Genomic DNA, 25,364 nt, shown 5'->3' with positions numbered 1-25,364 from the left:
CGGCTCGAATGATGAGGAATGCGCCATGCGCTGGAGAGGCCGTCGACAGAGCGAGAACGTCCAGGACGCGCGCGGGCAGGGCGGCGGCTTCGGCGGCGGCGGACTGGGTCGCGGCGGCGGCATTCGCATCCCGGTCGGCCGCGGGATTGGCGGCGGCGGCGTTTCAGGCATCATCATCCTGGTCGTGCTGTTTTTCGTGCTGCGGGCCTGCGGCATCGACCCCCTCGAAGTGCTGACCGAAGGGGGAGGCCCGGCGGGCGGCGGCGGACAGATCACCCGGACGAACACCCAGGCGAGCGACGAGATGACCCAGTTCGTCTCGACGGTGCTTGCCGAGACCGAGGATGTCTGGAACGGCATCTTCCAGGCCGAAGGGCTCGACTACACCGAGCCGACGCTGGTGCTGTTTTCGCGACAGGTGCGCTCGGCCTGCGGCTTCGCCTCGGCGGCATCCGGCCCGTTCTACTGTCCGGGCGACCGCAAAATCTATATCGACCTCGCCTTCTACGACCAGCTCGAGCGCCAGTTCGATGCCGCCGGCGATTTCGCGCAGGCCTATGTGCTGGCGCACGAGGTGGGCCACCATATCCAGAACCTGACCGGCATCCTGCCGAAGTTCAACCAGATGCGGCAGACGATGAGCCAGGCCGAGGCAAACCAGATGTCGACGCGGGTGGAACTGCAGGCCGATTGCTTCGCCGGCATATGGGGGCATTTTACCGACCAGAAGGGCCTGCTCGAACAGGGCGATCTAGAGGAAGCGCTGAACGCCGCCACACAGATCGGCGACGACACGCTGCAGCGGCGCACGCAGGGCTACGTCGTTCCAGAAAGCTTCAACCACGGCACCTCGGAGCAGCGCGCCACCTGGTTCAATCGTGGTTTCCAGAGCGGCAGGCTGGCGGATTGCGACACGTTCAACAACCCGATTTGAGGTTGAGGCGCTACGCCGAAGCTGCTCGCTCTTTCTGCTCGGCTCGGCCCAATGTGATCTGCTTCACCGACATCGCTGCCCGGCCCATCCATTCTATGCTCCCGCAGTCCCGCAAGGAGCACCGCCATGCCCAATGAAATCCAGCAGCCAAAACCGTTCGATCTCGTCGGCGATCCCGTACTGATTGCCGGCATCGGGCAGGGATTCGAGGCGACGCTCAACTGGCGTGTCCATGACGGCCATGACGAGCGCACCGGCTTCTTCAACGTTGGCGGCGGCACCGGCGAGCACGGCCAGTTCCAGGTCCAGGCGGCGATCGGCGCGGCTGCCTTCCAGCTCGACCGGCTGTTCGTCGAGGTGTTCGAGGAGAGTGCGCAGGACGGCTCGGAGATCAACAAGGTGATCGTCCCGGTGATCTATGGGCCGCGCATCGTCGCGAACTATATCGGCTTCCGTATCCATGTGGTGAAGCCGGGCGACACGCTGTCGAAGATTTCCGAGCAGCACTATGGCAGCACGACCCAGTTCCAGCGCATCGTGCGCGCCAACCCGCTGGTGATCGACAATCCGAATCTCATCTTCCCCGGCCAGCAGCTGAAAGTGCCGATCGGCGCGTGAGAGATTTGCCTGCGGCGGATGGAACCTCGCCGGCCCCTCGGGCGAGCTCGTCAGGACTCGCTAATGAAGCGCTTGTAGATCCAGCCCTTCTTGCCGTCGAACACGACCTCGCACCACGCCTTGCAGTCGAGGACGCTGACCGACGCCTTGGCCGGAACCACGGCGACGACCTTGGACTCGTCGTTCGGGCCGGAGCGCAGGTTGACATATTTGGTCACGCGCGCCTCGCGGCCGGCGGCCTCTTCCGCTTCGCCGGCTTCCTCCGCGCGAGGCTCGGGGAACGGAGCGGAGGCGGGGAGGGGAACCGTGGCGATTGCCGCCGTCGCGGTCTCGTCGGTTGCGTCGCTGTTTTCCGACGCGGAGGCGTCGAACCGGCGTTCGGCTGCGTCGCCTTGTCCGGCATAGGCCATTGTTGGCGTGGATGACGGCGTTTCTCCCTGGCCGGGGAATTTCGGCGCGGACTTCGCGGCGCGCTGCGCGGGTGCGGCGGCTTTCAGGCCGGCAGGCGCGGCCTTGGCTCCAACGGCGTCGCGCTGAAGCGGCGCGGCAGGTTTTGACGCGACCTTCGCCGCCGCCAGCGCTGCCTCGGCCTTATCGGCCGCGGCAACCCGGACGGCTTCGCGCGCGACGGCGGGCGCTTCCGCCGCGGCGCGCATCACGGCGCGTTCGGCAAGGTGGTCGACGAACATCGCGCTCAAAGTGCCGGCCGCGACCACTGAGGACACGGCGGCGGCGATGCCCGCCATTCTGCGGGCTTTGCGCCAATCCATGCGCACCCGAAACGGCCGTTTCGGTACGCCGGCGGCGCCGAGTTTACGGAATTTTTTCACACTGAAACCCTCTACGCAGTCCCCTGCCTGCCGAATCATGACCTGCAAATGTGGCCAGTTCGAGTCAGAATTGTGCGTATCCCCTTGAAAGGGTGCGGTGTTTCGGCGCGAAGGCGCGGCCTGAGAATCGGAATTGATACGGTGGGGTCTCAGCTTGAATTTGGGATTAGGGCCGACCCATTGCGGATATTAACATCCCAAGAATAGGCGCGAACTAACCGGCCATAGAAAAGATGGCGCGAGACTGTGCGGTAGCAAACGGACTGGCAAGTTCCGGCTGACCATTCGCCAGTCGATAGGGGAAGAATACAGTTACAGCGTAACCGTCCTGATGTTCCAGTTCGGCCGCTATGGCGTCGGTCGGTTCAGTCGCAGTCGGAGGTGTCACGCGCACGTCATAGACGAGTGCCGTGGCGACATACTCGCCGCTATTTGCGCCTTGACGAAGCCCGCTCGCGAGCAACTCGATTATCTCCGTGGATGGAGGGTGCTCCCGACCATCATGGCCGCCAACGGAAACCACTTCACCTGACGGGCTCAGGGCTCCAGCCAACGGGAAAAACTCACCGTGCTCTGCAAGCATTTTTTCGGCGAAAGGGAGAACCGCATCTAGGAGAATCTGTGCCTGAGTCTTGCCATCAGTCATGGACTCTACAATTCCCCACCCGTTCGTCCGACCTTATCGCGCTTCCGCCACCTTTAGCAGAATGAAAACACTGCCTTTTTTGGATACACGATGCGCGTCCTTTTGCACGCCCGAAAAGGCTGGCGGTGCTCCCGGGCGCAGCTGTTCAGCGTTCGGCCAGCGCTGGTTCGCCCTTCGTCTCGCGGATCAGATTGGCGAAGCGCCGGAACAGATAGTGCGAATCCTGCGGGCCGGGCGAGGCCTCGGGGTGGTGCTGCACCGAGAATACCGGCTTGCCGGTGAGCGAGATGCCGCAATTGGAGCCGTCGAACAGCGAGACATGGGTCTCCTCCACGCCTTCGGGCAGCGACTTCGAATCGACCGAGAAGCCGTGGTTCATCGATACGATCTCCACCTTGCCGGTGGTGTGATCCTTCACCGGGTGGTTGGCGCCGTGATGGCCCTGATGCATCTTTTCGGTCGTGCCGCCGAGCGCCAGCGCCAGCATCTGGTGGCCGAGGCAGATGCCGAACACCGGCAGTTCGGTCTTCAGCAGATCCTTGATCACCGGCACGGCGTATTCGCCGGTGGCGGCCGGGTCGCCGGGACCATTGGAGAGGAAGACGCCGTCCGGCTTCATAGCGAGGATCTCGTCGGCGCCGGTCCTGGCCGGCACCACCGTGACCTTGGCGCCGAGGCCGGCAAGCAGCCTCAGAATATTGCGCTTGATGCCGTAGTCTATGGCGACGACGTGCATCGAGGGCTCGTCCTGCTCGCCATAGCCTTCATCCCACACCCACGGGGTTTCCCGCCAGACCGACGACTGGCCGGAGGTGACCTCCTTCGCCAGATCGAGACCGACTAGGCCGGACCAGGCCTTCGCCTTGGCCTTCAGATTGTCGATGTCGAACCTGCCGTCGGGCGCATGCGCTATTACCGCGTTGGGCGCGCCCTTCTCGCGGATGAGCGCCGTGAGCGCCCGCGTGTCGACGCCCGAAATGGCGATGACGCCGCGCCGCTTCAGCCACTGGTCGAGATGGACCGAGGCGCGGTAGTTCGAGGGGTTGGTGACGTCGGCCTTGAACACGGCGCCGACAGCGCCGGCGCGGGCTGCCGGGTTCAGGTCCTCGATGTCCTCGTCATTGGCGCCGATATTGCCGATATGCGGGAAGGTGAAGGTGACGATCTGGCCGGCATAGGACGGGTCGGTGAGGATTTCCTGATAGCCGGTCAGCGCGGTGTTGAAGCACACTTCGGCGACAGCGCTGCCCGTCGCGCCGAGCCCGCGCCCCTCGATGACGGTGCCATCGGCGAGCACCAGAAGGGCGGTCGGCGTTTCGGTTGCCCAGGGGGCGGTGGCGGTGGCCATGGCGATGCTCCGTGTCGATCGGGTCAGGCGCGCTACGCCCTTGAAAAACGGCCCGCAAAAGGCCATATGGCGCAACGAAAAGCACGGGAAGCCGCGGTTTTGGCAAACCCCCGTGCAAAACAAAACAGTTCATGCAAGGCGCGGACAATAAGCGAAGCAGCCCGACCGGTCAATGATCGTGGACGCGGTGAAGCCAAATAATTTCCTTTGGAAAACAGGAACTTGGCAGTTCACATTGCGTTTGCGTTGATCGGTCGCGGGCGTTATTGTCGTTCGCCGTACAAGGAGATTCCGCCATGCGCGAGCAAATCGCCCAGGCACTCAAATCGTCGCAGAAAGCTCAGGACAAGCGCTCGACCTCGACGCTGCGCCTGATCAATGCGGCAATCCAGGATCGCGACATCGCCAATCGCGGCGCGGGCAAGGACCCCGTCAGCGATGAGGAGATCATGCAGATCCTGGCCAAGATGGTTAAGCAGCGTGAGGAATCGGCCAAGGCCTTCGAAGAAGGCAACAGGCTGGAACTCGCGGCGCAGGAGCGTGACGAGATCGCGATCATCCGCGGCTTCATGCCTAAGCAGCTCGGCGAGGACGACGTGAAGCAAGCCTGCCAGCAGGTCATTCACGAGGTCGGCGCCGACGGCCTGCGCGACATGGGCCGCTGCATGAACGCGCTCAAGGAAAAGTTTCCGGGCAAAATGGACTTCGGCAAGGCCAGCGGCATCGTCAAGACGATGCTGCAGTAGGCTTTCCTGGATCGCCGGTGGCGTAACGGGAAAGCTGACTTTCAGAAGTATGATCACTTCAGGGAGGCTGAGAAGCGACTCTCGCTCTCAGCCTCATTTTCTCGATCAAAAGCTGCTTCCGCCCTCTGGGTGCGGCGACAAGGCCGGGGAGCTTCTGGCGCAATGCGGTCACTGGTTTATGTAGCCGTGAACGGCCGTTTCTGGCACGCTGACCGCAGGGCGTGGTTATGTCCTCCGTCTCATGGCGGCACTTGGACGGTGATTTTGATCGACGAGTAATAGGCGGCGACGTTCGCGATATCGTCATCGCTCAAGCCCTTGGTCACGACAGTCATCTGCTCATTCTTTCGCTCGCCTGCCTTGAAGGCCGTCAACGCCTTGACGAGATATGGCTCCTTCTGCCCGGCGATGTTCGGCGCATCGGGCACTTTGGCGAGGCCGTCCTTGCCATGGCAGACTTGGCACTTCAGCATCACCTTTTTGCCCAAGGCGGCATCACCTCCCGCCTCGGCAGACGTCGAACAGGCAACGAGCACAGCCAGACTTACGATCAAAGCCCGCACACCGACCTCCTATCCATAGGGTGTGAGCCATTATCCATAGGGTGTGAGCCATGCGGCAGTAGAAGTCGCCGCATGGCGAAGTCTTTCAATCGCCGTAGGAAATCCGCCAGACCGCTCCGGCCAGATCGTCCGACACCAGCAGCGAACCGTCATTGAGCATCTGAACATCAACCGGACGGCCGAGATACTCGCCATTCTCGTTCAGCCAGCCTTCAGCGAACACTTCGGTCTTGTCCGCGGTGCCGTCCGCTTTCAGCGAAGTGAACAGCACCCGCGCGCCAACGGGCTCGATGCGGTTCCATGAGCCGTGCTGGGTCGAGAAGATGCCGCCCCGGTATTTTTCGGGGAACTGCTTGCCGGTATAGAACGACAGGCCGAGATCGGCCGCATGAGCGTCCTGCTCGACCTCCGGGAAGATTACGCCTTCGGGCACTGTGGCGTCCTTGTACTCAAGAGTTCGAGTCTTGCCGCCGCCATACCAGGGGAAGCCAAAATTCTGGTCCGGCCCGGTGACCCGGTTCATTTCGCCCGGAGGAATGGTGTCGCCCATGCCGTCGACCTGATTGTCATTCACCCAAAGTGTCTTGTCCTTTGGATTGAAATCGAGGCCGAGGGGGTTGCGCATTCCGCGCGAATAAATTTTGCGGTCGGTACCGTCCTGTTTCATGCTGACGATGCCGCCGATGCCCAGTTTTTCGAATTCCGGGAGTATTTCGGGCGCTGGCACGTTGAAGGGCTGGCCGATCGTAATATAGATGCGGCCATCAGGTCCGATGCGGCAGGTTCGGGCCGTGTGATTGAAGCTCTCATCAGATGCGGGTATCAATTCACCCTGCTTCACGATTTCGAAGGCCGCGACATCCGGACCCTCATAGAAAAACTCGGCGGCCGGGAACCACAATACGCGGTTCTGCTCGGCGAGATAGAGATGGCCGTCTCTGGAGAAGCAGACGCCGTTCGGGACTGCCATTTTGATCGAAGGCGCGAAAACCTTCACATCGTCGGCGACGCGATCCTTGTTGCGGTCGGTCATCGAATAGACCAGTTGTTTGCGGGTGCCGACAAACGTCACCACACCTTGTGGTCCCACAGCCATATGGCGCGCATCCGGAACGATTGCGTAGAGACCGATCTTGAAGCCATCCGGGACTTTGATTTTCGCTGCGATGGCCTTGAGGGCTTCGGCGTTTTCCCCAGTCTGCGGGATCGGCTCCATCATCGGTGTGCCGGTGGTTTTGAAGCCGCCAAGTTTCTCGAGATTGGTGTCCTGCGCAAAGGCGGACGTTACGCAAAAGGCGGCAGCGCATGACAAAACGAAAGCGAGTTTTTTGATCACGATTTCCTCCCACATGGCCCGTTTGCGGCATCTGCGGTAGCCAGATACAACGTCACGGGCGGTTGCTTTTGGTTCGAGATTTCCAGCGCCGGGCATGTTCGCTCAGTCTGACGCAAGGCTGACAGCGTTGCATAAATCACTCTACCTGACAATCATCTGGGATAGCGATTGGTTTGCTGCCGAGGTGGCGTGGTCGAGCAGTTCCCGCGCCGGGTCGGCGGCACCGCCGCCGATCCGCGTGACCTCGCGCCGACCGCGCGAGTGGCAAGTGGGCCCTGGCTGGTGATTTAAGCGGCCTTGCTCCTGTTCCGGTCCCGAAATTACCCGGAACGATCGCCCGGCAGGGGCGTTGGCAGGTTGCCGCGGGGGGCCAAGACAACAGCGAGCAGACCGATGCAAATCCCTCTCGAAATCGCCTTCCACAGAATAGATAAATCCGACGCCGCCGAAAGCGAGATCCGCGCCCGCGTGGAAAAGCTGGAGAAGCTCTATGGCGGGCTGGTGGGCTGCCGCGTTCGCGTCGACCAGCGCGCCGACAAGAACCGGACGCCGCCGGTGGTCCGCATCGAGATGAGCGTGCCCGGCCACAAGGATCTGGTGGTCGCCTACGAACCGGAGCGCCTGCTGCAGAAATTCCAGAACCCGGACCTGCGCAACGCCATTTCCGATGCATTCGACGCCGCCGAGCGGCAGATCGTCGACTTCAAGCGGCAGCGCGAGGGCGGCGCGACCGCGGATTATCATGACGGGACGAACCAGTTCCTCGGCCAAATTGCCGAGATGCATCCGGAAGAGGACCATGGCTTCCTGATGACCAAGGAAGGCGGGCTGCTCTACTTCCACCGCAACAGCCTGCTCAATGGCGATTTCGACAAGCTGAAGCGCGGCGATGAGGTCCACTACGTCGAGGATATGGGCGATACCGGGCCGACCGCCGCCAAGGTGCGCCCGGTGGAAACGCCCGAATCGTAATCGATTTTTGGGAACCATGGCCGTTCGGCCCTGTTTTTCAGGCACACCGCCAAGCGCAGGAAAACAGGAGGTAGCGATGAGCGCCACCGGATTGGACGTATTCGACAAGACGCTGCAGACCACGAATATCTGGCTCGACGAGATCATGGAAGAGATGGGTCCCGACCGCCAGCTTGCATGGCATATGCTCGGCTCAGTCCTCCGGGCCGTCCGGGACAGGGTACAACCCGACCTTGCGGCGCATCTGGGCTCGCAATTGCCGCTGCTCGTGCGCGGCGCCTATTTCGACCGCTACAAGCCGTCGGCGACGCCCGACAAGATCCGCTCGCTCGACGAGTTCCTCGGCAAGATCAAGGAGGACATGCAGTTCACCCGGCCGGTGGATTCTGGGGATGCGCTGCGCGTCGTCTGCCGGGTGCTGGCCAAGCATGTCGGGGAAGGGCAGGCCACCAAGATATTCGAGGCCCTGCCCGCGGAAATCAGGCGGGTCGCCGAACCACGCGAGAATGTGCACTGACAGCGCGGCCTCGCCTCATAACTCAGCCGGCGGCAGCGGCTTGCGGGCTGGGCCGTGGATGACGGAACCGTCGGCGGCGAAGATCGAGCCGTGACAGGGACAATCCCAGGTGCGCTCGGCGGTGTTCCAGGTCACCGTGCAGCCCTTGTGGGTGCAGGTCGCCGAAACGGCGTGAAGCTCGCCGCCGTCGCCGCGCCAGGCGGCGATCTTCTCTTCGCCCCTGACGATCACGCCGCCCTTGCCGGGCGCGATATCGTCGAGGCTCTTCACGATCGACTGGCTGTCGCCGCTCTTGTGGAAATCTTCGGGATATGGCCGCGCCGGGTCGTATAGTTTCTGCCAGGGACTGGACCCACGGCGGATCATCTCCGCGATCATCATGCCGGCCGCCGTGCCGTTGCTGATGCCCCAGGCGTTGAAGCCTGTCGCGATGTGGAAACCGGGGGCCTTTTCAGGGTCTGGCGTGCCGGCATAGGCGACGCGATCGGACGTGTCGTAATCCTCGTTGCACCAGCGCCAGACGGCATCGCCGACCGGCAGGTTCGCTCTCGCCCAATTGTCCAGTTCGACGAAGCGCTGCGCCACGTCGCCATCCTGGCCGGTGTTGAATTTCGGGCCGAGCGCCACGAGAAGCGGGCCTTCGGCGTCGCGGCCCATCCGCAGCGACCGCGTCGGGTCGTCGATTCCGATGAACATGCCGTCGACGGCCAGCGGATCGTCCACGCGAAAGGCCATGGCGACATGGCTGCGCGGCTGGGTGCGGTGGGCCATGCCGACGGGGCTCTTGATGGTCATGTTGGTGGCCACGACCACATGTTCGGCATGCACCGTGCCACCGTCGGTAACCGCGCGCCAGCGGCTCGCCTCACCGATCTGGCGCACGCGACTCCGCTCGAAGATGCGGCCGCCACGAGCGATGACGGCCTCGGCCAGGCCGGTCAGGTACATGGCCGGATTGAACTGCGCCTGGTCAGGAAAGAGGAGCGCGCCGGCGGTGTCGAAGGGGAGCGGCGCGCGGTCGAGAACATCGGCCTCCAGTCCCAAACGGCGGGCGGCCTCGGCCTCCGCCTCGATCTCGCCGCGTCGCGCTGGGCTATGTGTATAGGTATAGGCAGGCTTCCCTTCCAGATCGCAAGCAATGTCAAAGGCGAGCGCCCATTCCCGGACCTGGCCAGCGCCGGCGTGATTGGCGTCGGTATAGCTCTGCGCGAGATCGATGCCGAGCGCATCTATCAGATGGCGATAGATCAGTGCGTGCTGCGTCGTGATCTTGGCGGTCGAGCGACCGGTCACCTGGCCGCCGACGCGAAGCCCTTCCAGCACCACGACCTCGCGTCCCTCCTCGCAGAGGCGGAGCGCTGTCGTGAGGCCGACAATGCCGGCGCCGACCACTACCGTTTCGGCGTGAATGGAACCTTCGAGCGCGGGATAATCGGTAGGGCGCGCCGTCGCCGTCCAGCAGCTTCCGGACTTGCCCGGGAGCTCGATCATGATGCCGCCCGGCTGCGCGCCTCGCCCTCGCGCGTCGCCTGTTCGATATCGTTGTCCGACAGCACGCGGATGTCCGGGTCGGCGGAATTTCCGGCAGCGGGCGTGAACCGGAGCTTTTCCATGTAAGGCGTAGGCTTCTTGCGCCGAAAATCCGCGAACTCCTTGGCGTAATAGTCCCGCGCCTGCTGCACGGATTTTGCGCCGGTCACGATGTCGTGCATCAGGTTGAGCGCGAGGAAATTCGCCTGCTCGTCATGACATCGGGCGGACACTTCGCCAGCAGTGCGCTCGACGATGACGCTGCCGTCGAATTCGGCGAGCTCGTCGAATTTTTCCGGCGACACCCGGTAATCAATGACCGATTCCACGGAATCATTGTGCGGCGCAGGAAAATTGTGCTCGTAGAACGCCCTGGAAGCGACGATCCGCTTCCAGGGACCCGGTCTGTGCCAGGTCAGCTGAGTCTCGGTGATCTCGTCGGGCTCGCCGTACTTTTCGATGACGAGCTGGGCGGCCTCGCGGGATTCCTCGGGCCAGTCTTCTACATATTGCGGCGGTTGGTTTGCGAGCATGGGACGTCTCCCTGAACTGCCGGACCAACTGCGGCGGCTCCGGAATGTTCCGCGCTCAACCCTCAGCCTTTTCGCCTTCCGGCGTAACCAGATACCATTCGGCGCCGAATTCCTCGATGTCATGGCCTTTCGTGTCGCCGGGCGCCTGGTCGTCGACAAAGTAATAGAGCGGCCAGCCATTGTAGGTGACCATCATCTTGCCGTCGTGCTCGACCGTGCCGAGCTTGCCCGCGTCGGCCATGTCGCCGGCCTGCGGCTCGCCCTCGGAATAGAAAGGCGGCCAGCGCTCCAGGCACGCGTCCCTACAGGAAATTTGCGCCTTCGCGTCGCCTTCGGCCCTGGTGTCGGATTCGAACAGGTAGAGCGACCGCCCGTCGGCATCGGTGAGATATCTGCCGTGTTCCGCGCTTTCAGCGACTTTGACGGTGGCGGCGTCCTGGGCAAGCGCCGGAGCGGCTGCAAGGAGCATCCCGGCAAGCATGGCAATCGTGCTGGGGTGATGGGTCATGACTTTCTCCTGACGAAGGGGTTTATCTATGACAAACGACCGCGTGGCCGGATTGTTTCCCTGAGGAGAGGCTATCCGGCGGCATCGCCTTCCGCATTGGCGGAGAGAAACACGCCCGGAAAATGCGACGTGCAGGCCATCACCCAGGTGATCGCCTCGCGGTCGTATTCGTCGCCGGAGCGCCAGTCCTCGAAGAAGGCGTTTAGCCGCTCGACAAGCTCCGGCCAGATGCCGGCGGCCTGCAGGCCGAGCGAGACGCCGTAATTGGTGAAGGCGATCTTGGTGGCGCGCAGCCAGGGCGCGCGGCAGAAATAGCCCGGCGGGTCGACCCACATCGTGTCGAGCGTGCGCAGCGATCGCTCCGTCTGCTCCTTGGCCCACATTTCTTCGGGAAAGAAGTGGGCGAGCCACAGCATCATGCCGAGGCCGAGATCCTGCTCGATTTCCAGCGCGCGCCAGTCCCGCTCCATCAGCGCCTTCATCTCGGCGATCTCCGGCGCGAGCGCTTCCTCGTCGAGCATGCGATAGGAGACATAGCCGTCATAGGCATCCATCGCGCCCAGCCCGTAACCGGGGTAGGGCGCGCTCAAATCCTCAGCCATTTTCCAGATCACGCCGCGACCGGGGACCACGAATGCCGGGTGGATCTCGCGCGCGAGTGCTATGCCGCGCTGCCGGTATTCGGGCTTGATGTCGCCGAGCCGCGCCAGGGCGAACAGCCACATTGCGAGATAGTGGAAGTACTGACCGTCGCGGTCCGCCGCCTCGCCGATGCGCAGGCCGCGCGGCCGGCCGAGCACGCGTTCGACATCGGCCACCAGCCGCTCCGCCTCGGCGAGCCAGCGCTCCACGCCGAGTTCGCGGTAGAGCGAGACGTAGAGAACAACGCCGAAGGCGTCGGTCCAGAGATAGCGCAGGCCGTTCGGCCAGATCCGTTCGGCTTGCATCCAGTCGAGCTTGGCGAGGACGTAGTCGACGTCGCGCAGCATCGGACTACAGCCCGAACGGATAAGTATCGGGAACGCCGGGTCTGGCGTGCTCCGGCCCGAGCGGCGTCACCGCCTGGGTCTCGTCGAACCAGACATAGGCGTCGAACTGCTGCGGCAGCGAGGCGTCGGCATAGTGGCTCATCAGCTCGGAATCGGGCCTGTAGATAACGCCGATAAACCGCTCCAGCCGCGGCTCCAGAAGGCGGCGGCGCAACACTTCGTCACGGCCGAGATCGAGCAGGAAGCGCGCCACGCCGGCATCGTGGCACAGCCGCTCGTAGCTGTCGCGGTGCGACGGCCGGACTCGCTTGATCTCCATGTCGCCGTCCCAGTCGGTCGCGGCCGCCACGGTGCCGGTGTGCGTGCCGAAGCCGATCAGCGCCGCTTCGTCGCCGAAACGCTCGCGGCAGAGCTGGCCGATGTTCAGTTCGTCACGCATCGCGCCCATATCGGTGTAGCGGGCGTCGCCGATATGGGAGTTGTGCGCCCAGACAACAGCCCTGGACTGCGGCCCGCGCGCTTCCAGCAAGTGCTCCAGCGTCTCGAACATGTGGGTGTCGCGCAAATTCCAGGATTCCGCGCCGCCGTAATACATGATGCGGTAGTAGCGCTCGGCCGAGGCGATCAGACGCGCATTCTGCGCAGCGTCGAGGAAGCTCTCGCCGTCCTGCAACGTATATTCGAGCCGGCTCGCCAGAAGGTCACGGCACTGGTCGATGACCGCCTGCTCGCATTTGCGGTATCCGGCGGTCAGCACGGCGCGCCCGTAGGTGGACGGCTCCCTCTGCCATGGCGTGAGGCAGCCGTAGCGCTCCCGGGCGACAGAAGCGGCTTCCGGATCGACCTTGTCGAGATAGGCCAGCACCGCGGCAATCGAGCCGCGCATATTGTAGATGTCCAGGCCGTAGAAGCCAGCCTGGCGCTCAGGGTCGGCCACCCCCTCATTGTGCTGGCGCATCCAGTCGGTGAAGGTTGCGACATCGGTGTTGCGCCACATCCAGGTGGGAAAACGCTGGAAGGGGAGTTCGGCGCGTTCCCTGGCCGGCCGGTGGCGCACATAGCCGTCCACGGCGGCGGCGTCGGGCCAGTCGGCCTCGACGGCGACGATGGTGAAGCCGTGCTCCTCGATCAGCCGGCGGGTGATGGCCGCCCGCGCGCGATAGAACTCGGAGGTGCCGTGGCTTGCCTCGCCGAGCAGTACGACGCGGCGGTCGGCGAAGCGGTCGAAAAGCCGACCGAAAGCCGGGTCGTCGAAGCCGGGCAGGCGTTCGGCGGCAGCTGCGATCATCTCCGGCAGGCTGCGTCCGGCCGTATGGCCGGGCAGATGGTTGCTGGCGGAGCGGCTGCCGTCCTCCGCCCAGCCCTGTTCGCCGACCAGCGGCACGAACATCACCGCGCCAAGATCCTCTTCCTCGAAGGTCGTGCCGCCGGTGCGGGTGATCTTCAGCAGGCGCTGGTTGCGCGGTTCCTCGCCGACCGGAATGATCAGCCTGCCGCCGACATCGAGCTGGTCCTTCAGCGCTTGCGGCGTCGAGGGGCCGGCGGCGGCGACCAGTATGGCGTCGAAGGGCGCGGCGTCGGGCCAGCCCTTGCTGCCGTCGCCGACCCGCAATTCGATGTTGGCGTAGCCCAGCCTGTCGAACCGCTGCCTCGCGGCTTCGGCCAGGGCCGCATGCCGCTCGATTGCATGGACCCGTTTCGCAATGCGGCTCATCACGGCTGCGGCGTAGCCGGAGCCGGCGCCCACTTCGAGCACCTTGTCGCCAGGCTTGACCTCAGCGGCCTCGATCATCAGCGCGACGATGTAAGGCTGGGAGATGGTCTGGCCTTCGCCGATCGGCAGCGCGCCATCCTCATAGGCGAATTCCTCGAAACCGGGTTCGACGAACTTTTCGCGCGGCACCTCGCGCATGGCGTCCAGCACATTGCGGTCGCGCACGCCGCGACGGGCTATATGGACGTCGACCATGCGGTCGCGCGCCTTCGACAGGTCAAGCATGGCTGCCTCCAAATGTTACGAGCGTCCGGTCATCATCGAGCTAAGCGGCTCGTGGCTGACATTCTGGGTCTCAAAGAGAACATCGGCGGCGTTCGGCATGACAGAATCCCTTCGTGGGTGACGACACGGGAGGCTGTGCACGAGCGGGTTTGCGATCGATCGCCGCCGCTGATCGCCATCAGATTTGAATGCGGAAACGGGCGAGAGGTTCACAAAAAGAGAGAATAACCGGCAATGGGCCAGATTCCGGCGGCAGCGGGCGAAATCGCCCGGCGCTATCGTCGGAACGCTTTTGCGACCCAGCGGTTTTTGCGGGAACAATGGAGGCGCAGATGCCCGATCGCGAAAAACCGATTTCGAACAAGCGTGCCAGCGGCAGCGACAAGGCCGTTCATCCGAGCAAGGAGGGCGGCAGCCAGCAGCAGAAGGCGCAGGAATGGCGCGGCGGCTCCAAGGCCTCCAAGGGCAAGATCACGCCGGCCGATAAGCGCAACGAGAATTCGAGCGCCAAGGGCCGCTGATCCTTGGCCCGCATTAGCTTGCCTTGAGGCGCGAGCCGCTGAGCAGCCCCTGTTCCTCAAGCACGGGATAGGCCATCGAGGCCAGCAGCGAGTTGATCTGCTTCAGATCGCGAATGGTGTCGAGATGAATCGAACTGGTCTCGACGCTCTTTGCCGTACCTTCGCGCAGCCGTTCGAAATGGCTCTGGCTGGAGCGCTTTTCGAGATCACGCAGCCGGTCCTTCTCCTGCACCAGCTGCCGCGCGGTCTCGGGGTCGCGCGACACCAGCACGTTGAAGGCCAGCTTGGCGTTGGCCACAACCGATGTGTGAAAGGCCCTCAGTTCGCGCCATCCCTGGTCGGTGAATTCCAGCCCGCGGTCGAACTTCTTCTGCACATGGACCAGCATGTTGCGCACGATGATGTCGCCGACCTGCTCGAGCTTGACGCAAGCGCCGATCAGTTCCTGACAGCGCAGCGCGTCGGCTTCGGAGAGCGTGCGGCTGGTGACCTTGGCCAGATATAGCTTGATCGCGGCATGCTTGCGGTCGACGCGGTCGTCGAGGGCAGACAGGGCGTCGATCTTGTCCTGGTCGGCCTGGACGTAGAGCTCGATGATGCGCTGGAGCATGATCTCCACGGTCTCGCAGACCCGCACCACCTCCCGGGTGGCGTTGGCGAGCGCCTGCGAGGGGGTATCGAGCGCGGCCTCGTCGAGGGCGCTGAGCTCCGCGGCGGCGAGTGATTCCGGCTTGGCTTCCGGCGCGCTGAACACAATGATCCGCCCGGCCAGGCGATGGACAAGGCCGGCAAGCGGAATGCCGAGCAGCGCCAGCATCAGATTGAAGGCGATGTGGCCGTGGATCATCTGCTCGGGCGCGGAAGCGCCTAGCCAGGCGAGCGGCGGAGCAACGAAGATCAGTACAAGGAGTGCGGCGAGCGCGCCCGTACCGCGCATCAGGAGATTGCCGAGCGGCACGATCCTGGCCTTCGGGATCGCCGCCCGCGACAGCATCACGGCGATGACGCCGCCGCCGAGATTGGCGCCCAGCACCAGCACGAGCCCGAGTTCCACCGGCACCAGGCCGCGCGAGGCGAGCGCCACGACCAGCAGGATCGCGGCGACGCTGGAATGGAACAACCAGGTCATGACGGCTGCGAGCAGGAAGGCCGTCACCGGATCGCCCGACAGATAATTGACCACGACCGGCAGGATCTGGCTTTCGCGCAGCGGCTCGGAGGCTTCGCCGATCATGCGCAGCGACAGAATCAGGAGGCCAATGCCGACCAGGATGCGGCCGAACTGGCGCCAGTCACGGCGCTCGGTGGCCATGAACATGGCTGTGCCGGCGGCGAGGCAGAGCGGCACCAAAAGCGACAGGTCGAAGCTCAGCAGCTTGACCACCAGCGCCGAGCCGACATCGGCGCCTAGCACGGCGAGCAGGCCGGAGGTGCCGCCCACGATGCCCGCGCCGCTGAACGAGCCGACCAGCAGGGCGACCGCGGTGGCGCTCTGCAGGCAGATGGCGAGTGCTGCGCCGGCGAGGATCGCCAGCACCGGATTGCGCAGAACGGAGCGCAGGCGATGGCGCAGCACGTCGCCATAGGCGCGCTCGACGCCGGTGCGCACCATGCGGGTGGCAAACAGCAGCAGCGCCACCGCGCCGGCCAGATGCAGAAGCACGACTGAGCCGCTCATGCCGGTCGCCCGGAAGCGTATTTGTGGCGGAAATTCAGGCGCAAGATCATCTCATCCAATCGGCGAATCGCGGCATTGTTCCGCGACCCGCGAAGCTTAGCCGGTTAATGTAATCCGCGTCCATTGCGCCAGGCTGTCCTGACGTCGACGCGGCGTGGCCACAGCGCCTCCACTGCAGACTGCGCAAACGGAGCAAACGTTTTAAAGTACTGCTCCCGAGTAGAGCATGTATATTAGCGTTTCCTCATAAGTACCAGATATCATTACGGAAATGTAATTCATTCGTTCAGTTTCGGTTCATGCGGATGCCGGTACTTCCTTTGGCATTGATAACCAAGGAGTATCGTAATGAAACGCTTTATCCTCTCCGCCGTTGCTCTTTCCATGCTCGCTCTTCCGGCCGTCGAGGCTCAGGCGGCGCCGAAGCACGGGCCGCAAGTCATCGAGCGATATGACGGTTCCGCCCACTGGAACAGGAAGTCCAACCGCCACATCGAAAAGCGTGTCATGAAAAAGAAAGTGGTGGCGAAGCGCTGGGCGCGCGGAAAGCACGTGCCGGCCTGGCAGCGGAAGCAGGTCGTTCGCGACTACGGTCGCTATGGATTGCGGCGTCCGGCCTACGGTCAGCAGTGGATCAGGGTGGGCAACGATTACCTGTTGATCAGCATCGCCTCCGGCTTCATCGCGGGGATGATTGCCGCCCACTAAATTTGAGCATTCTGAATGCACTGGATACAGAAGGCGGCGCTCGCGCACCGCCTTTTTGCATTTCAGATGCGGCGAGGTACGGGCTATCCCGGCGCGGGCAGTGGCAGCCTGGCCCCGCTGCGCCGCTCCGATATATAGGACGCGAAGGCCACGGCGGTCGCCACGATCATGGCCAGCACGCCGAGGAGAGGAAGGCCGCGATAGCCCATGCCGCCCGCGAGCAGCATGGAGCCGACCGAGGCGGCGAGCGCGATGCCGATGTTGAAGCCAGCCGGGATCAGCGAGGAGGCCAGGTTGGGCGCATCGGCCGTCCAGCCGAGGATGCGGGTCTGGATCGGCGTGCCGATGGCGAAGTTGATGCCTCCCCACAGGGTAATGACTGCGACCATGGGGAGCGGGTAGGGGCTGACGAGGTACATCACGGCGAGCACGAAGCCCTGCAGCGCGAACATCACGATGAGAGAAGGCATCAGCTTCCACCCGGCCAGCCTGCCGCCGATGAAGACCCCCGCCGTGGCGCCGACGCCGTTGAGCAGCAGCACCCAGGGGATCATGTCGGCGTTGATGCCGGTGACCTCGCGCAGCATGGGCGCGATATAGGTGAAGGGCACGAACTGGCCGATCATCAGCATCAGCATGAGGATCAGCGAGGTCCAGACCTGCTGGCGGCCGAGCACCTGTACCTCGCGCAGAAAGCCAGCCGGCGGGGCCGCCCGGCCGTTCGCCCGCGGGAGCAGCGCGATCATGGCGGCGACGGCGAGCAATCCAAGCGCGAACATTGCCCAGAAGGTCGCGCGCCAGCCGAACAGATTACCGATAGCCGCACCGGCCGGCACGCCGACGATGTTGGAGACAGTCAGGCCAGCCAGGATGAGCGCGACGGCCATGCCGCGCCGTTCCTCCTTCACGAGGCCGACGGCGACCACCATTGCCACACCGAAATAGGCGCCGTGTGCGACCGCCACCGCGACGCGGACGAGCAGCATTTCGGCAAAGCCCGGCGCCAGGGCGCAGGCGAGCTGGCCCAGCGTGAAGGCGACGGCGAGGCCGATCAGAAGCGCCCTGCGGGAGAGGCGCGCCGTAGCGATGGTGAGAAGCGGACCGCCGAGCGCGATGCCGAGTGCGTAGCCGGAAACAAGATAGCCGGCCGTCGGAATGGACACGTCGAGGCCTTCGGCCACCTGCGGCAGCACGCCGGCAATGACGAACTCGGTCGTGCCGAAGGCGAAGGCGGCGATGAAAAGGGCAACCAGGGGCAGGGACATGGCGGACACGCAGCTTGAGGTAGAGGCCTCAAACCATGCGTGACTGGTTTCATGCAAGCCAGATTTTGTGAGGCCGATTTCAGCTTTTCTTCATTTCCCGCATCGAGGGGCGCCCTGTGAATCTCGGGTACGCCGGAAATGCCTATTAGCGCCGGATGCCAAGGGCGCTTATATGATGGGCAGAGAGAACCACATCCCATGCGCTTTCCGCCCTCCTTCCTCGACGAGATACGTGATCGTGTGCCGATTTCATCGGTCATCGGCCAGCGCGTCTCGTGGGACCGCAGGAAGACGAACGCGGCGCGCGGCGATTACTGGGCCTGCTGTCCGTTCCACGGCGAAAAGTCGCCGAGCTTCCACTGCGAGGACAAGAAGGGCCGCTACCATTGCTTTGGCTGCGGGGTTTCGGGCGACCATTTCAAGTTCCTTACCGAGTTGGACGGGATGGGCTTTCCCGAAGCGGTCGAAAAGATCGCCGATCTGGCCGGCGTGCCGATGCCCGCGCGCGACGAGGCGGCGGAACGGCGCGAGAAGCAGCGCGCCAGCCTGACCGACGTCATGGAGATGGCGACGGCCTTCTTCCAGGAGCGACTGCAATCGTCGGACGGCGCCAAAGCCCGCGCGTATCTGCGCGAGCGCGGCCTGACGCCGGCCACCCAGCAGGCATTCCGCCTCGGCTACGCACCCGACAGCCGCAACGCGCTCAAGGAATTCCTGGCCGGCAAAGGCGTCGAGAAGGCGCAGATGGAGGCCTGCGGGCTGACTGTGTTCGAGGATGTTCCCGTCTCCTACGACCGCTTCCGCGACCGCATCATGTTTCCGATCGAGGATTCTCGCGGCAAGGTCATCGCCTTCGGCGGGCGGGCGCTGTCGCCGGAGATCTCGGCCAAGTACCTGAACTCGCCTGACACCGAGCTCTTCCACAAGGGCAATGTGCTCTACAATTTCGCCCGCGCCCGCAAGGGCATGGGCAAGGACGGCACGGTGATAGCCGTCGAAGGCTATATGGACGTGATCGCGCTCGCGCAGGCCGGCTTCGACAACGCCGTCGCCCCGCTTGGCACCGCGCTTACCGAAAACCAGCTGGAGCTGCTGTGGCGGATGACCGGCGAGCCGGTGCTGTGCTTCGACGGCGACCAAGCCGGCTTGCGGGCGGCGTGGCGGGCGGCCGACATGGTGCTGCCGGCGGTTCAGGCAGGCCGCACGGCCCGCTTCGCGCTACTGCCGGAGGGCAAAGACCCTGACGACCTGGTCAAGGCCGATGGGCCGGAGGCCTTCAGAGCCGTGCTTTCGGAGGCGCGGCCGCTGTCGGATCTTTTGTGGGTACGCGAGACCTCGGGCGGCGTATTCGACACGCCCGAGCGGCGCGCCGAACTCGAAAAGACGCTGCGCGAACTCACTTCGCGCATCAAGGACGAGAGCGTCCGCTATCACTACGCGCAGGACATGCGCGAACGTGTGCTGGCCTTTTTCGGCGCGCAGCGAAGCCGGCAGCAGCCGAGGCATGGCGAGCGGGACAGGAATTTCGGCAAGGGCCAGGGCGGCCAGTGGGCGAAGGGCGGCCCCGGCCCAACGGCAGGACGGCTGGCCGTGTCCGACAGCCTGGCGCGATCGGCCATGGTCAAGCGCGCCGGCGGCATCATGCCGCTGCGCGAAACCGCGATCGTCGCCGCGCTGGTCAATCATCCGGCGCTGATCGACGAGAATTTCGACCATGTCGAAACGCTTGATCTTTCGCATCCGGACCTGCGCCTGCTTCACAGCGCGCTGATCGATGCGGTGGCGCATGGCGTGGCCGACGATCGCTCCGCAGTCATTGCGAGAATAGGCGAGGCGGGGCTGGCGGACGCCTGGCAGCGGGCGATGGCGCTGGTTCGGCGGGCGCGGCTGTGGCCCGTCATGGAGGATGCGGCCATCGAAGATGCCCGCGACGCCTTCGCGCAGGCGCTGCACTTGCACCGCAGCGCGAGCACCTTACATAAGGAACTGAAAGTGGCGGAGACGGCGCTGGCGACAGATCCGACAGACGAAAACTATCGCCACCTTGTCGAAATCCAGGCCCAGTTCCACGACGTTCAGGCGACCGAAGCGCTGATCGAAGGTTTCGGCATTTCGTCGGGGCGTGTGGACCGGGCCTAAAATATGGCAATTGATTCGCTTTTTTAACGCGAATCATGCGACAGCCGCTTGACCTTCCGCCGGAATGGCGGAATCAGGACGATTCGAAAAGTTAACCTGCGGATACAATCCGCACCCAAAATCGACGGAACGGAGCTGATAGGCTGGACGGGAAAAAATCCCGCCACAGATATCACCAGTAATCGGGGATCAGACGCAAGGGCGGCGGCTTTTCATTAGCGGTCGAACAGTTGCGGTCGGTTTGCCGGTTCAAGAGTTTCAGCGCCCCGCACGATCCGGCCGCTTGGAGATAATAAGAAGCATGGCGAAACCAGAGAAGGAAGAGGTCGAAACCGAACGCGAAACGGCCACCGATGGCCCTTTGCTCGACCTTTCCGATGACGCTGTCAAGAAGATGATCAAGGCCGCGAAGAAGCGCGGCTTCGTCACCATGGACGAATTGAACTCGGTGCTGCCGTCGGAGCAGACCGACCCCGACAAGATCGAAGACACGATGGCGATGCTCTCCGACATGGGCATCAATGTCGTCGAGGACGATGAGGCGGGCGAGGACGGAGAAGCCGACGGCTCCGACGCCGAGGAAGACGCCAACGAGCTCGCCGAGCAGACCGGCACCGCCGTTGCCGCCACCACGACCAAGAAAGAGCCGACCGACCGCACCGACGATCCGGTTCGCATGTATCTGCGCGAGATGGGCTCGGTCGAGCTTCTGTCGCGCGAGGGCGAAATCGCCATCGCCAAGCGCATCGAGGCCGGCCGCGAGACGATGATCGCCGGCCTGTGCGAAAGCCCGCTGACCTTCCAGGCCATCATCATCTGGCGCGACGAGCTCAATGAGGCGAAGATCCTGCTGCGCGAGATCATCGACCTCGAGGCGACCTATGCCGGGCCCGAGGCCAAGCAGGCACCGACGCCCGAGCGCCAGGAAGAGCTCGAGCGTCCGAAGACGCCGGAGCACAGCCAGCGCCGGCCGTCCGTGCGCGAGGATGACGACATCACCAATGTCGGCGGCGACATGCGCGGGCTGGCCGAGGAGGAAGAGGAAGACGAGGACGAGGCCTCGCTGTCGCTGGCCGCCATGGAGGCGGAACTGCGGCCGCAGGTCATGGAAACGCTCGACGTCATCGCCGACACCTACAAGAAGCTGCGCAAGCTGCAGGACCAGCAGGTCGAGAACCGGCTGGCGGCAGCCGGCACGCTGTCGCCCAGCCAGGACCGCCGCCTGAAGGAACTGAAGGACCAGCTCATCAAGGCGGTGAAGTCGCTGTCGCTCAACAATGCGCGCATCGAATCGCTGGTCGAGCAGCTCTACGACATCAACAAGCGCCTGGTGCAGAACGAGGGCAAGCTTCTGCGCCTCGCCGAAAGCTATGGCGTACGCCGCGAGAGCTTCCTGCAGGAATACCAGGGCTCGGAGCTCGACCCCAACTGGATCAAGTCGATCTCCAACCTCGCCGCGCGCGGCTGGAAGGAATTCACCAAGAACGAGAAGGACGCGATCCGCGACCTGCGCTCGGAAATCCAGAACCTCGCCACCGAGACGGCGATCTCGATCGCGGAATTCCGCAAGATCGTCAACCAGGTGCAGAAGGGCGAGCGTGAAGCGGCGATTGCCAAGAAGGAGATGGTCGAGGCCAATCTGCGTCTCGTGATTTCGATCGCGAAGAAGTACACCAATCGCGGCCTGCAGTTCCTCGACCTGATCCAGGAAGGCAATATCGGCCTGATGAAGGCGGTCGACAAGTTCGAGTACCGCCGCGGCTACAAGTTCTCGACCTACGCCACCTGGTGGATCAGGCAGGCGATCACCCGCTCGATCGCCGACCAGGCGCGCACCATCCGCATTCCGGTGCACATGATCGAGACGATCAACAAGATCGTGCGGACCTCGCGCCAGATGCTGCACGAGATCGGCCGCGAGCCGACGCCGGAAGAGCTGGCCGAAAAGCTCGCAATGCCGCTCGAAAAGGTTCGCAAGGTGCTGAAGATCGCCAAGGAGCCGATCTCACTCGAAACGCCTGTCGGCGACGAGGAGGATTCGCATCTCGGCGATTTCATCGAGGACAAGATGGCGATCCTGCCGATCGACGCGGCGATCCAGGCCAATCTGCGCGAGACGACGACGCGTGTGCTGGCTTCGCTGACGCCGCGCGAGGAGCGCGTGCTCAGAATGCGCTTCGGCATCGGCATGAACACCGACCACACGCTGGAGGAGGTCGGCCAGCAGTTCTCGGTGACGCGCGAGCGCATCCGCCAGATCGAGGCCAAGGCGCTGAGGAAGCTCAAGCATCCGTCAAGGAGCAGGAAGCTGAGGAGCTTTTTGGATAGCTGAGTTTGAAGGCCCGGATCGACCGGGCCTTTTTCTTTGGACGGGAAGTAATAGGAAATTTTCAGCGTAAGGCGTTGGCCAGGCGGAACTCGTCGATTTCCTCCGCACGGCGGATCGATGCGTATGTGGGGAGGCCATCTTGGTTTCGGCGGCTTTGTGCTATGGTGTGATGCCATGAACGAGAATGTCGCTCCTTCGTTCTCCACCACACAGGCCGCGGAAGGCTTGCCGCGCCGGCCGTGGACGGTCGCGGAAATCGAGGCGATGATGGCGGCTGGCATCATCGACGAGGATGAACGCTTCGAACTGATCGGCGGGGAGGTGGTGCCGATGCTGCCCAAGGGCGGACGCCATGAGATGGTGAAGCTGGAATTGAACCGGCATTTCCAGCGCATCGCTCCCGACGACCTGCATGTAGCCCCCGAGACCACGCTGAGGCTGGACGACAAGAGCTTCCTGGAGCCGGACTTTTGCATCTTTCCCCGTTCCGTGTTTCCCGGCGACATGCGCGGACCCGACGTGCTGCTCGCGGTCGAGGTCGCCGATACCAGCCTCGCCTACGATCGCGGCCGCAAGATCAGCGTTTATGCGGCATTCGGCATTCCGGAAGTCTGGGTGATCGATGCCAACAGCCTCGTCACCTATGTCTATCGCCAACTGGGTGCGGAGGGTTACCGCACCGTGCTCGAGATCGGCCCGGCGGAAGAAATTGCTGCCATGCGCGCTGAGGCGGTGGGTTATTGTCTTGGCCGCCTTGGCCTACGCCCATCGTAGGTGGCGACAAGCGCTTGCCCCAGACTGCGCTCATCATTCCCACCACCGGTCCTGGCATGTACGAGTTCACGGACAGGGCCAAGACCTTCGTTAATGAGGCCGGCGTCGAAACGGGCCTGCTCACCGCATTCGTGCGCCATACCTCCTGTTCGCTGCTGATCCAGGAGAATGCCGACCCGGACGTGCGGCGCGATCTCGACACTTTCTTCCGGCGGCTGGCGCCGCCTTCGGATGATCCGTCCATGCGCTGGGTGGTTCACACGACGGAGGGGCCGGACGACATGCCGGCGCATATCAAGGCGGCGCTGACTGCCGTTTCGCTGTCTATTCCGGTGATGAACGGTCGCCTTGCGCTCGGCACGTGGCAGGGCATCTATCTCTTCGAGCATCGCGAACGCCCCCACCGGCGCGAGATCGTGCTGCATCTCGGCGGCTAGCCGCGCAAGACAGCGTCGCTTGCCGGCTTCCCGGTATGGTCCATATTATCTGGGCAGGTGGAGTGGGGCGACAATCCCGGCGCCGCGCCCCCCGTCAATCCACGTTCGTGTCGCCGGAGGGAGGTGTCTCGTGACCACTTACATCATGCTGGTGAACTGGACGGAACAGGGCGTCAAAAACGTGCGCGAATCGCCGAAACGTCTCGACGCCGCGAGAAAGTCCCTGGCCGACATGGGCGGCTCATTCAAGGAGTTCTACCTCACTATGGGCGAGTACGACATGGTGGCCGTGTGCGAGGCGCCGGACGATGCGGTGGCGGCGCGGTTCGCGCTGCAGCTCGGCATGGGCGGCAATGTGCGCACCCGCACCTTGAAGGCGTTCCCGGAAGCCGCCTACCGCGAGATCATCAATTCGCTTGGCTGAACCGCGCGTTCTTTCCCCGTCCCGATCGGCGGCAGGTCTCGACCTTCCCGGCCGAACGGGCTAGGCTCGGCGGCAAAACGGAGCAGGCGAAGAATGTCCTTCCTGAAGCGGCTTTTCGGCGGTGGCGACAAAACGGCCGACGCTTCGGCTCCGGCCGTCGCCCGCCAGATCGAGCACAAGGGATTCCTGGTCAGCGCCACGCCCTACAAGGCCGATGGGCAGTACCAGACCTGCGGCATCGTCTCGAAAGATATCGGCGGCGTGTTGAAGGAGCACAAATTCATCCGCGCCGACCGGTTTGCCTCGCTCGACGACGCGGTCGAGGTGTCGCTGAAGAAGGGCCAGCAACTGGTCGATGAGCAGGGCGACAAGGTTTTTAGCTAAGGCGGGCTTTCAGTCGCGTCCCTGTCGCTCCGTCATCAATCCGTCGATCAGCGCCTCGAGCGACTTCAGATAGTCCCGGGCCGACGCACCCGCTTCTATGGCGAGTGCGGCGCGGTCGAAGGCCGCAGAAAGCAGGGCGGTCACCGCTTCGACCGACAGCTTCTTCATCGCGCCCGAGCGCATCGCAAGGGCGATGCCTTCGCGCAGGGTGCGGGCGCCGTGGCGGCTGTCGATCCCGTCCATCGTCTCGCGACCAAGTATGGCCGGGCCGTCGAGCAGCAGCAGGCGGGTGCGGCCCGGAACGGCCATTGCGTTGAAAAAAGCCAGGCCGCCGGTGAGCAAAGCTTCGCGGGGATCTCGTGTGTCGGGTGTTGCCGTCTCTATCTCGGCGGCGACGGCGGCCGCTTCCTGTTCCACCACCGCCTGGAACAGAGCGCGCTTGTCGGTGAAATGATGATAGAGCGCGCCGCGGGTCACACCCGCCGCTGCCACGATTTCCGGGGTGGCGGTGTCGCCATACCCCTTTTCGACGAAAAGTTTCTTTGCCGCCATAAGCAGATAGCCCCGGGTGGCCTCGGTGCGCTCGCGGTTGGAGCGGCGTGCTGAATCCTGTTGCATACATGCAGCCTGTATGTT

Annotated in this window: 26 protein-coding genes; 13 read left to right on the top strand and 13 right to left on the bottom strand. The window is 63.8% G+C overall.

Translation table 11 applies throughout. The annotated features are described in order from the left end of the window. The first annotated feature begins 25 nt into the window (after positions 1-25). Complete coding sequence (locus tag ABVK50_RS19320; protein ID WP_353645040.1) at positions 26-934, top strand: neutral zinc metallopeptidase; 909 nt, start codon at positions 26-28, stop codon at positions 932-934. A 126-nt stretch (positions 935-1,060) separates the two neighbouring features. After that, the gene (locus tag ABVK50_RS19315; protein WP_353645041.1) at positions 1,061-1,552 is read left to right on the top strand and encodes a Gmad2 immunoglobulin-like domain-containing protein; all 492 of its coding nucleotides are present in this window, start codon (positions 1,061-1,063) and stop codon (positions 1,550-1,552) included. 50 nt (positions 1,553-1,602) lie between these two features. Here ABVK50_RS19315 and ABVK50_RS19310 read toward each other — a convergent pair whose 3' ends face one another. The 3 genes from ABVK50_RS19310 to carA all read right to left on the bottom strand — a co-directional run bounded on the left by ABVK50_RS19310 (position 1,603) and on the right by carA (position 4,376). Continuing rightward, on the bottom strand, positions 1,603-2,382 hold the full coding sequence (locus ABVK50_RS19310; RefSeq protein ID WP_353645042.1) for an SH3 domain-containing protein: 780 nt from the start codon (positions 2,380-2,382) through the stop codon (positions 1,603-1,605). 214 nt (positions 2,383-2,596) lie between these two features. Further along, a complete protein-coding gene (locus tag ABVK50_RS19305; RefSeq protein WP_353645043.1) occupies positions 2,597-3,028 on the bottom strand; it encodes a hypothetical protein in 432 nt (143 codons plus the stop codon). Positions 3,029-3,173: 145 nt separating this feature from the next. Next, positions 3,174-4,376, bottom strand: coding sequence for a glutamine-hydrolyzing carbamoyl-phosphate synthase small subunit (carA, locus tag ABVK50_RS19300; RefSeq protein WP_353645044.1), 1,203 nt, complete (start codon positions 4,374-4,376; stop codon positions 3,174-3,176). A gap of 296 nt (positions 4,377-4,672) precedes the next feature. Here carA and ABVK50_RS19295 point away from each other — a divergent pair, with 296 nt between their 5' ends. Next, entirely contained in the window at positions 4,673-5,122 is a 450-nt protein-coding gene (locus tag ABVK50_RS19295; protein WP_353645045.1) for a GatB/YqeY domain-containing protein, read from the top strand. A 239-nt stretch (positions 5,123-5,361) separates the two neighbouring features. Here the strand turns inward: ABVK50_RS19295 and ABVK50_RS19290 are convergent, their stop codons facing one another. After that, the gene (locus ABVK50_RS19290; protein ID WP_353645879.1) at positions 5,362-5,676 is read right to left on the bottom strand and encodes a cytochrome c; all 315 of its coding nucleotides are present in this window, start codon (positions 5,674-5,676) and stop codon (positions 5,362-5,364) included. 94 nt (positions 5,677-5,770) lie between these two features. Continuing rightward, entirely contained in the window at positions 5,771-7,021 is a 1,251-nt protein-coding gene (locus ABVK50_RS19285) for a PQQ-dependent sugar dehydrogenase (RefSeq protein ID WP_353646961.1), read from the bottom strand. 393 nt (positions 7,022-7,414) lie between these two features. Between ABVK50_RS19285 and ABVK50_RS19280 the strand changes: the two genes are divergently transcribed. After that, positions 7,415-7,993, top strand: coding sequence for an HPF/RaiA family ribosome-associated protein (locus ABVK50_RS19280; RefSeq protein WP_353645046.1), 579 nt, complete (start codon positions 7,415-7,417; stop codon positions 7,991-7,993). Between the two features lie 76 nt (positions 7,994-8,069). Beyond that, entirely contained in the window at positions 8,070-8,510 is a 441-nt protein-coding gene (locus ABVK50_RS19275) for a DUF2267 domain-containing protein (protein ID WP_353645047.1), read from the top strand. Between the two features lie 15 nt (positions 8,511-8,525). Here ABVK50_RS19275 and ABVK50_RS19270 read toward each other — a convergent pair whose 3' ends face one another. The 5 genes from ABVK50_RS19270 to ABVK50_RS19250 all read right to left on the bottom strand — a co-directional run bounded on the left by ABVK50_RS19270 (position 8,526) and on the right by ABVK50_RS19250 (position 14,069). Then, positions 8,526-10,001 carry an FAD-dependent oxidoreductase gene (locus tag ABVK50_RS19270; protein ID WP_353645048.1) on the bottom strand — a complete coding sequence of 492 codons (1,476 nt, stop codon included), beginning with the start codon at positions 9,999-10,001 and terminating at the stop codon, positions 8,526-8,528. Then, positions 9,998-10,573, bottom strand: a complete 576-nt coding sequence (locus ABVK50_RS19265; protein WP_353645049.1) for a hypothetical protein — start codon at positions 10,571-10,573, stop codon at positions 9,998-10,000. Before ABVK50_RS19265 ends, ABVK50_RS19270 begins: the two co-directional genes overlap by 4 nt. A gap of 55 nt (positions 10,574-10,628) precedes the next feature. Further along, complete coding sequence (locus tag ABVK50_RS19260; protein WP_353645050.1) at positions 10,629-11,081, bottom strand: hypothetical protein; 453 nt, start codon at positions 11,079-11,081, stop codon at positions 10,629-10,631. 71 nt (positions 11,082-11,152) lie between these two features. Next, positions 11,153-12,070, bottom strand: coding sequence for a hypothetical protein (locus tag ABVK50_RS19255; RefSeq protein ID WP_353645051.1), 918 nt, complete (start codon positions 12,068-12,070; stop codon positions 11,153-11,155). Between the two features lie 4 nt (positions 12,071-12,074). Next, the gene (locus tag ABVK50_RS19250) at positions 12,075-14,069 is read right to left on the bottom strand and encodes a protein-L-isoaspartate(D-aspartate) O-methyltransferase (protein ID WP_353645052.1); all 1,995 of its coding nucleotides are present in this window, start codon (positions 14,067-14,069) and stop codon (positions 12,075-12,077) included. A 332-nt stretch (positions 14,070-14,401) separates the two neighbouring features. Between ABVK50_RS19250 and ABVK50_RS19245 the strand changes: the two genes are divergently transcribed. Then, on the top strand, positions 14,402-14,590 hold the full coding sequence (locus tag ABVK50_RS19245; RefSeq protein ID WP_353645053.1) for a hypothetical protein: 189 nt from the start codon (positions 14,402-14,404) through the stop codon (positions 14,588-14,590). Between the two features lie 13 nt (positions 14,591-14,603). On the opposite strand, the gene ABVK50_RS19240 is transcribed toward ABVK50_RS19245, so the two are convergent. After that, positions 14,604-16,268: a Na/Pi cotransporter family protein gene (locus tag ABVK50_RS19240; RefSeq protein WP_353645054.1), complete on the bottom strand. Its 1,665-nt coding sequence runs from the start codon at positions 16,266-16,268 to the stop codon at positions 14,604-14,606. A gap of 348 nt (positions 16,269-16,616) precedes the next feature. Here ABVK50_RS19240 and ABVK50_RS19235 point away from each other — a divergent pair, with 348 nt between their 5' ends. Then, complete coding sequence (locus ABVK50_RS19235; RefSeq protein ID WP_353645055.1) at positions 16,617-16,976, top strand: RcnB family protein; 360 nt, start codon at positions 16,617-16,619, stop codon at positions 16,974-16,976. 83 nt (positions 16,977-17,059) lie between these two features. Here ABVK50_RS19235 and ABVK50_RS19230 read toward each other — a convergent pair whose 3' ends face one another. Continuing rightward, on the bottom strand, positions 17,060-18,241 hold the full coding sequence (locus ABVK50_RS19230) for an MFS transporter (RefSeq protein ID WP_353645056.1): 1,182 nt from the start codon (positions 18,239-18,241) through the stop codon (positions 17,060-17,062). 198 nt (positions 18,242-18,439) lie between these two features. Here ABVK50_RS19230 and dnaG point away from each other — a divergent pair, with 198 nt between their 5' ends. The 6 genes from dnaG to ABVK50_RS19200 all read left to right on the top strand — a co-directional run bounded on the left by dnaG (position 18,440) and on the right by ABVK50_RS19200 (position 24,728). Continuing rightward, on the top strand, positions 18,440-20,380 hold the full coding sequence (gene dnaG, locus ABVK50_RS19225; RefSeq protein ID WP_353645057.1) for a DNA primase: 1,941 nt from the start codon (positions 18,440-18,442) through the stop codon (positions 20,378-20,380). 301 nt (positions 20,381-20,681) lie between these two features. After that, positions 20,682-22,712, top strand: coding sequence for an RNA polymerase sigma factor RpoD (gene rpoD / locus ABVK50_RS19220; protein ID WP_353645058.1), 2,031 nt, complete (start codon positions 20,682-20,684; stop codon positions 22,710-22,712). 171 nt (positions 22,713-22,883) lie between these two features. Then, positions 22,884-23,483: a Uma2 family endonuclease gene (locus ABVK50_RS19215; protein WP_353645059.1), complete on the top strand. Its 600-nt coding sequence runs from the start codon at positions 22,884-22,886 to the stop codon at positions 23,481-23,483. A gap of 14 nt (positions 23,484-23,497) precedes the next feature. Continuing rightward, the gene (locus tag ABVK50_RS19210) at positions 23,498-23,920 is read left to right on the top strand and encodes a secondary thiamine-phosphate synthase enzyme YjbQ (protein ID WP_353645060.1); all 423 of its coding nucleotides are present in this window, start codon (positions 23,498-23,500) and stop codon (positions 23,918-23,920) included. 130 nt (positions 23,921-24,050) lie between these two features. After that, on the top strand, positions 24,051-24,344 hold the full coding sequence (locus tag ABVK50_RS19205) for a GYD domain-containing protein (protein ID WP_353645061.1): 294 nt from the start codon (positions 24,051-24,053) through the stop codon (positions 24,342-24,344). A 93-nt stretch (positions 24,345-24,437) separates the two neighbouring features. Further along, complete coding sequence (locus ABVK50_RS19200; protein ID WP_353645062.1) at positions 24,438-24,728, top strand: HlyU family transcriptional regulator; 291 nt, start codon at positions 24,438-24,440, stop codon at positions 24,726-24,728. A 9-nt stretch (positions 24,729-24,737) separates the two neighbouring features. On the opposite strand, the gene ABVK50_RS19195 is transcribed toward ABVK50_RS19200, so the two are convergent. Then, the gene (locus tag ABVK50_RS19195; RefSeq protein WP_353645063.1) at positions 24,738-25,346 is read right to left on the bottom strand and encodes a helix-turn-helix domain-containing protein; all 609 of its coding nucleotides are present in this window, start codon (positions 25,344-25,346) and stop codon (positions 24,738-24,740) included. Positions 25,347-25,364 lie beyond the last annotated feature (18 nt).

This window comes from Mesorhizobium sp. WSM2240, from assembly GCF_040438645.1.
GTDB lineage: Bacteria > Pseudomonadota > Alphaproteobacteria > Rhizobiales > Rhizobiaceae > Allomesorhizobium.
Note: the sequence above shows the minus strand (reverse complement) of the source record. Positions and strands in the feature narration are given on the sequence as shown.

Coding starts and splice junctions, on each gene's coding strand:
- ABVK50_RS19295 (WP_353645045.1), top strand. CDS start 4,673: ATGCGCGAGCAAATCGCCCAGGCACTCAAATCGTCGCAGAAAGCTCAG.
- ABVK50_RS19270 (WP_353645048.1), bottom strand. CDS start 10,001: ATGATCGAGCTCCCGGGCAAGTCCGGAAGCTGCTGGACGGCGACGGCG.
- rpoD (WP_353645058.1), top strand. CDS start 20,682: ATGGCGAAACCAGAGAAGGAAGAGGTCGAAACCGAACGCGAAACGGCC.
- ABVK50_RS19275 (WP_353645047.1), top strand. CDS start 8,070: ATGAGCGCCACCGGATTGGACGTATTCGACAAGACGCTGCAGACCACG.
- ABVK50_RS19280 (WP_353645046.1), top strand. CDS start 7,415: ATGCAAATCCCTCTCGAAATCGCCTTCCACAGAATAGATAAATCCGAC.
- ABVK50_RS19245 (WP_353645053.1), top strand. CDS start 14,402: ATGCCCGATCGCGAAAAACCGATTTCGAACAAGCGTGCCAGCGGCAGC.
- ABVK50_RS19240 (WP_353645054.1), bottom strand. CDS start 16,268: ATGAGCGGCTCAGTCGTGCTTCTGCATCTGGCCGGCGCGGTGGCGCTG.
- ABVK50_RS19320 (WP_353645040.1), top strand. CDS start 26: ATGCGCTGGAGAGGCCGTCGACAGAGCGAGAACGTCCAGGACGCGCGC.
- dnaG (WP_353645057.1), top strand. CDS start 18,440: ATGCGCTTTCCGCCCTCCTTCCTCGACGAGATACGTGATCGTGTGCCG.
- ABVK50_RS19200 (WP_353645062.1), top strand. CDS start 24,438: ATGTCCTTCCTGAAGCGGCTTTTCGGCGGTGGCGACAAAACGGCCGAC.
- ABVK50_RS19255 (WP_353645051.1), bottom strand. CDS start 12,070: ATGCTGCGCGACGTCGACTACGTCCTCGCCAAGCTCGACTGGATGCAA.
- ABVK50_RS19260 (WP_353645050.1), bottom strand. CDS start 11,081: ATGACCCATCACCCCAGCACGATTGCCATGCTTGCCGGGATGCTCCTT.
- ABVK50_RS19195 (WP_353645063.1), bottom strand. CDS start 25,346: ATGCAACAGGATTCAGCACGCCGCTCCAACCGCGAGCGCACCGAGGCC.
- ABVK50_RS19315 (WP_353645041.1), top strand. CDS start 1,061: ATGCCCAATGAAATCCAGCAGCCAAAACCGTTCGATCTCGTCGGCGAT.
- ABVK50_RS19215 (WP_353645059.1), top strand. CDS start 22,884: ATGAACGAGAATGTCGCTCCTTCGTTCTCCACCACACAGGCCGCGGAA.
- ABVK50_RS19305 (WP_353645043.1), bottom strand. CDS start 3,028: ATGACTGATGGCAAGACTCAGGCACAGATTCTCCTAGATGCGGTTCTC.
- ABVK50_RS19235 (WP_353645055.1), top strand. CDS start 16,617: ATGAAACGCTTTATCCTCTCCGCCGTTGCTCTTTCCATGCTCGCTCTT.
- ABVK50_RS19250 (WP_353645052.1), bottom strand. CDS start 14,069: ATGCTTGACCTGTCGAAGGCGCGCGACCGCATGGTCGACGTCCATATA.
- ABVK50_RS19265 (WP_353645049.1), bottom strand. CDS start 10,573: ATGCTCGCAAACCAACCGCCGCAATATGTAGAAGACTGGCCCGAGGAA.
- ABVK50_RS19230 (WP_353645056.1), bottom strand. CDS start 18,241: ATGTCCCTGCCCCTGGTTGCCCTTTTCATCGCCGCCTTCGCCTTCGGC.
- carA (WP_353645044.1), bottom strand. CDS start 4,376: ATGGCCACCGCCACCGCCCCCTGGGCAACCGAAACGCCGACCGCCCTT.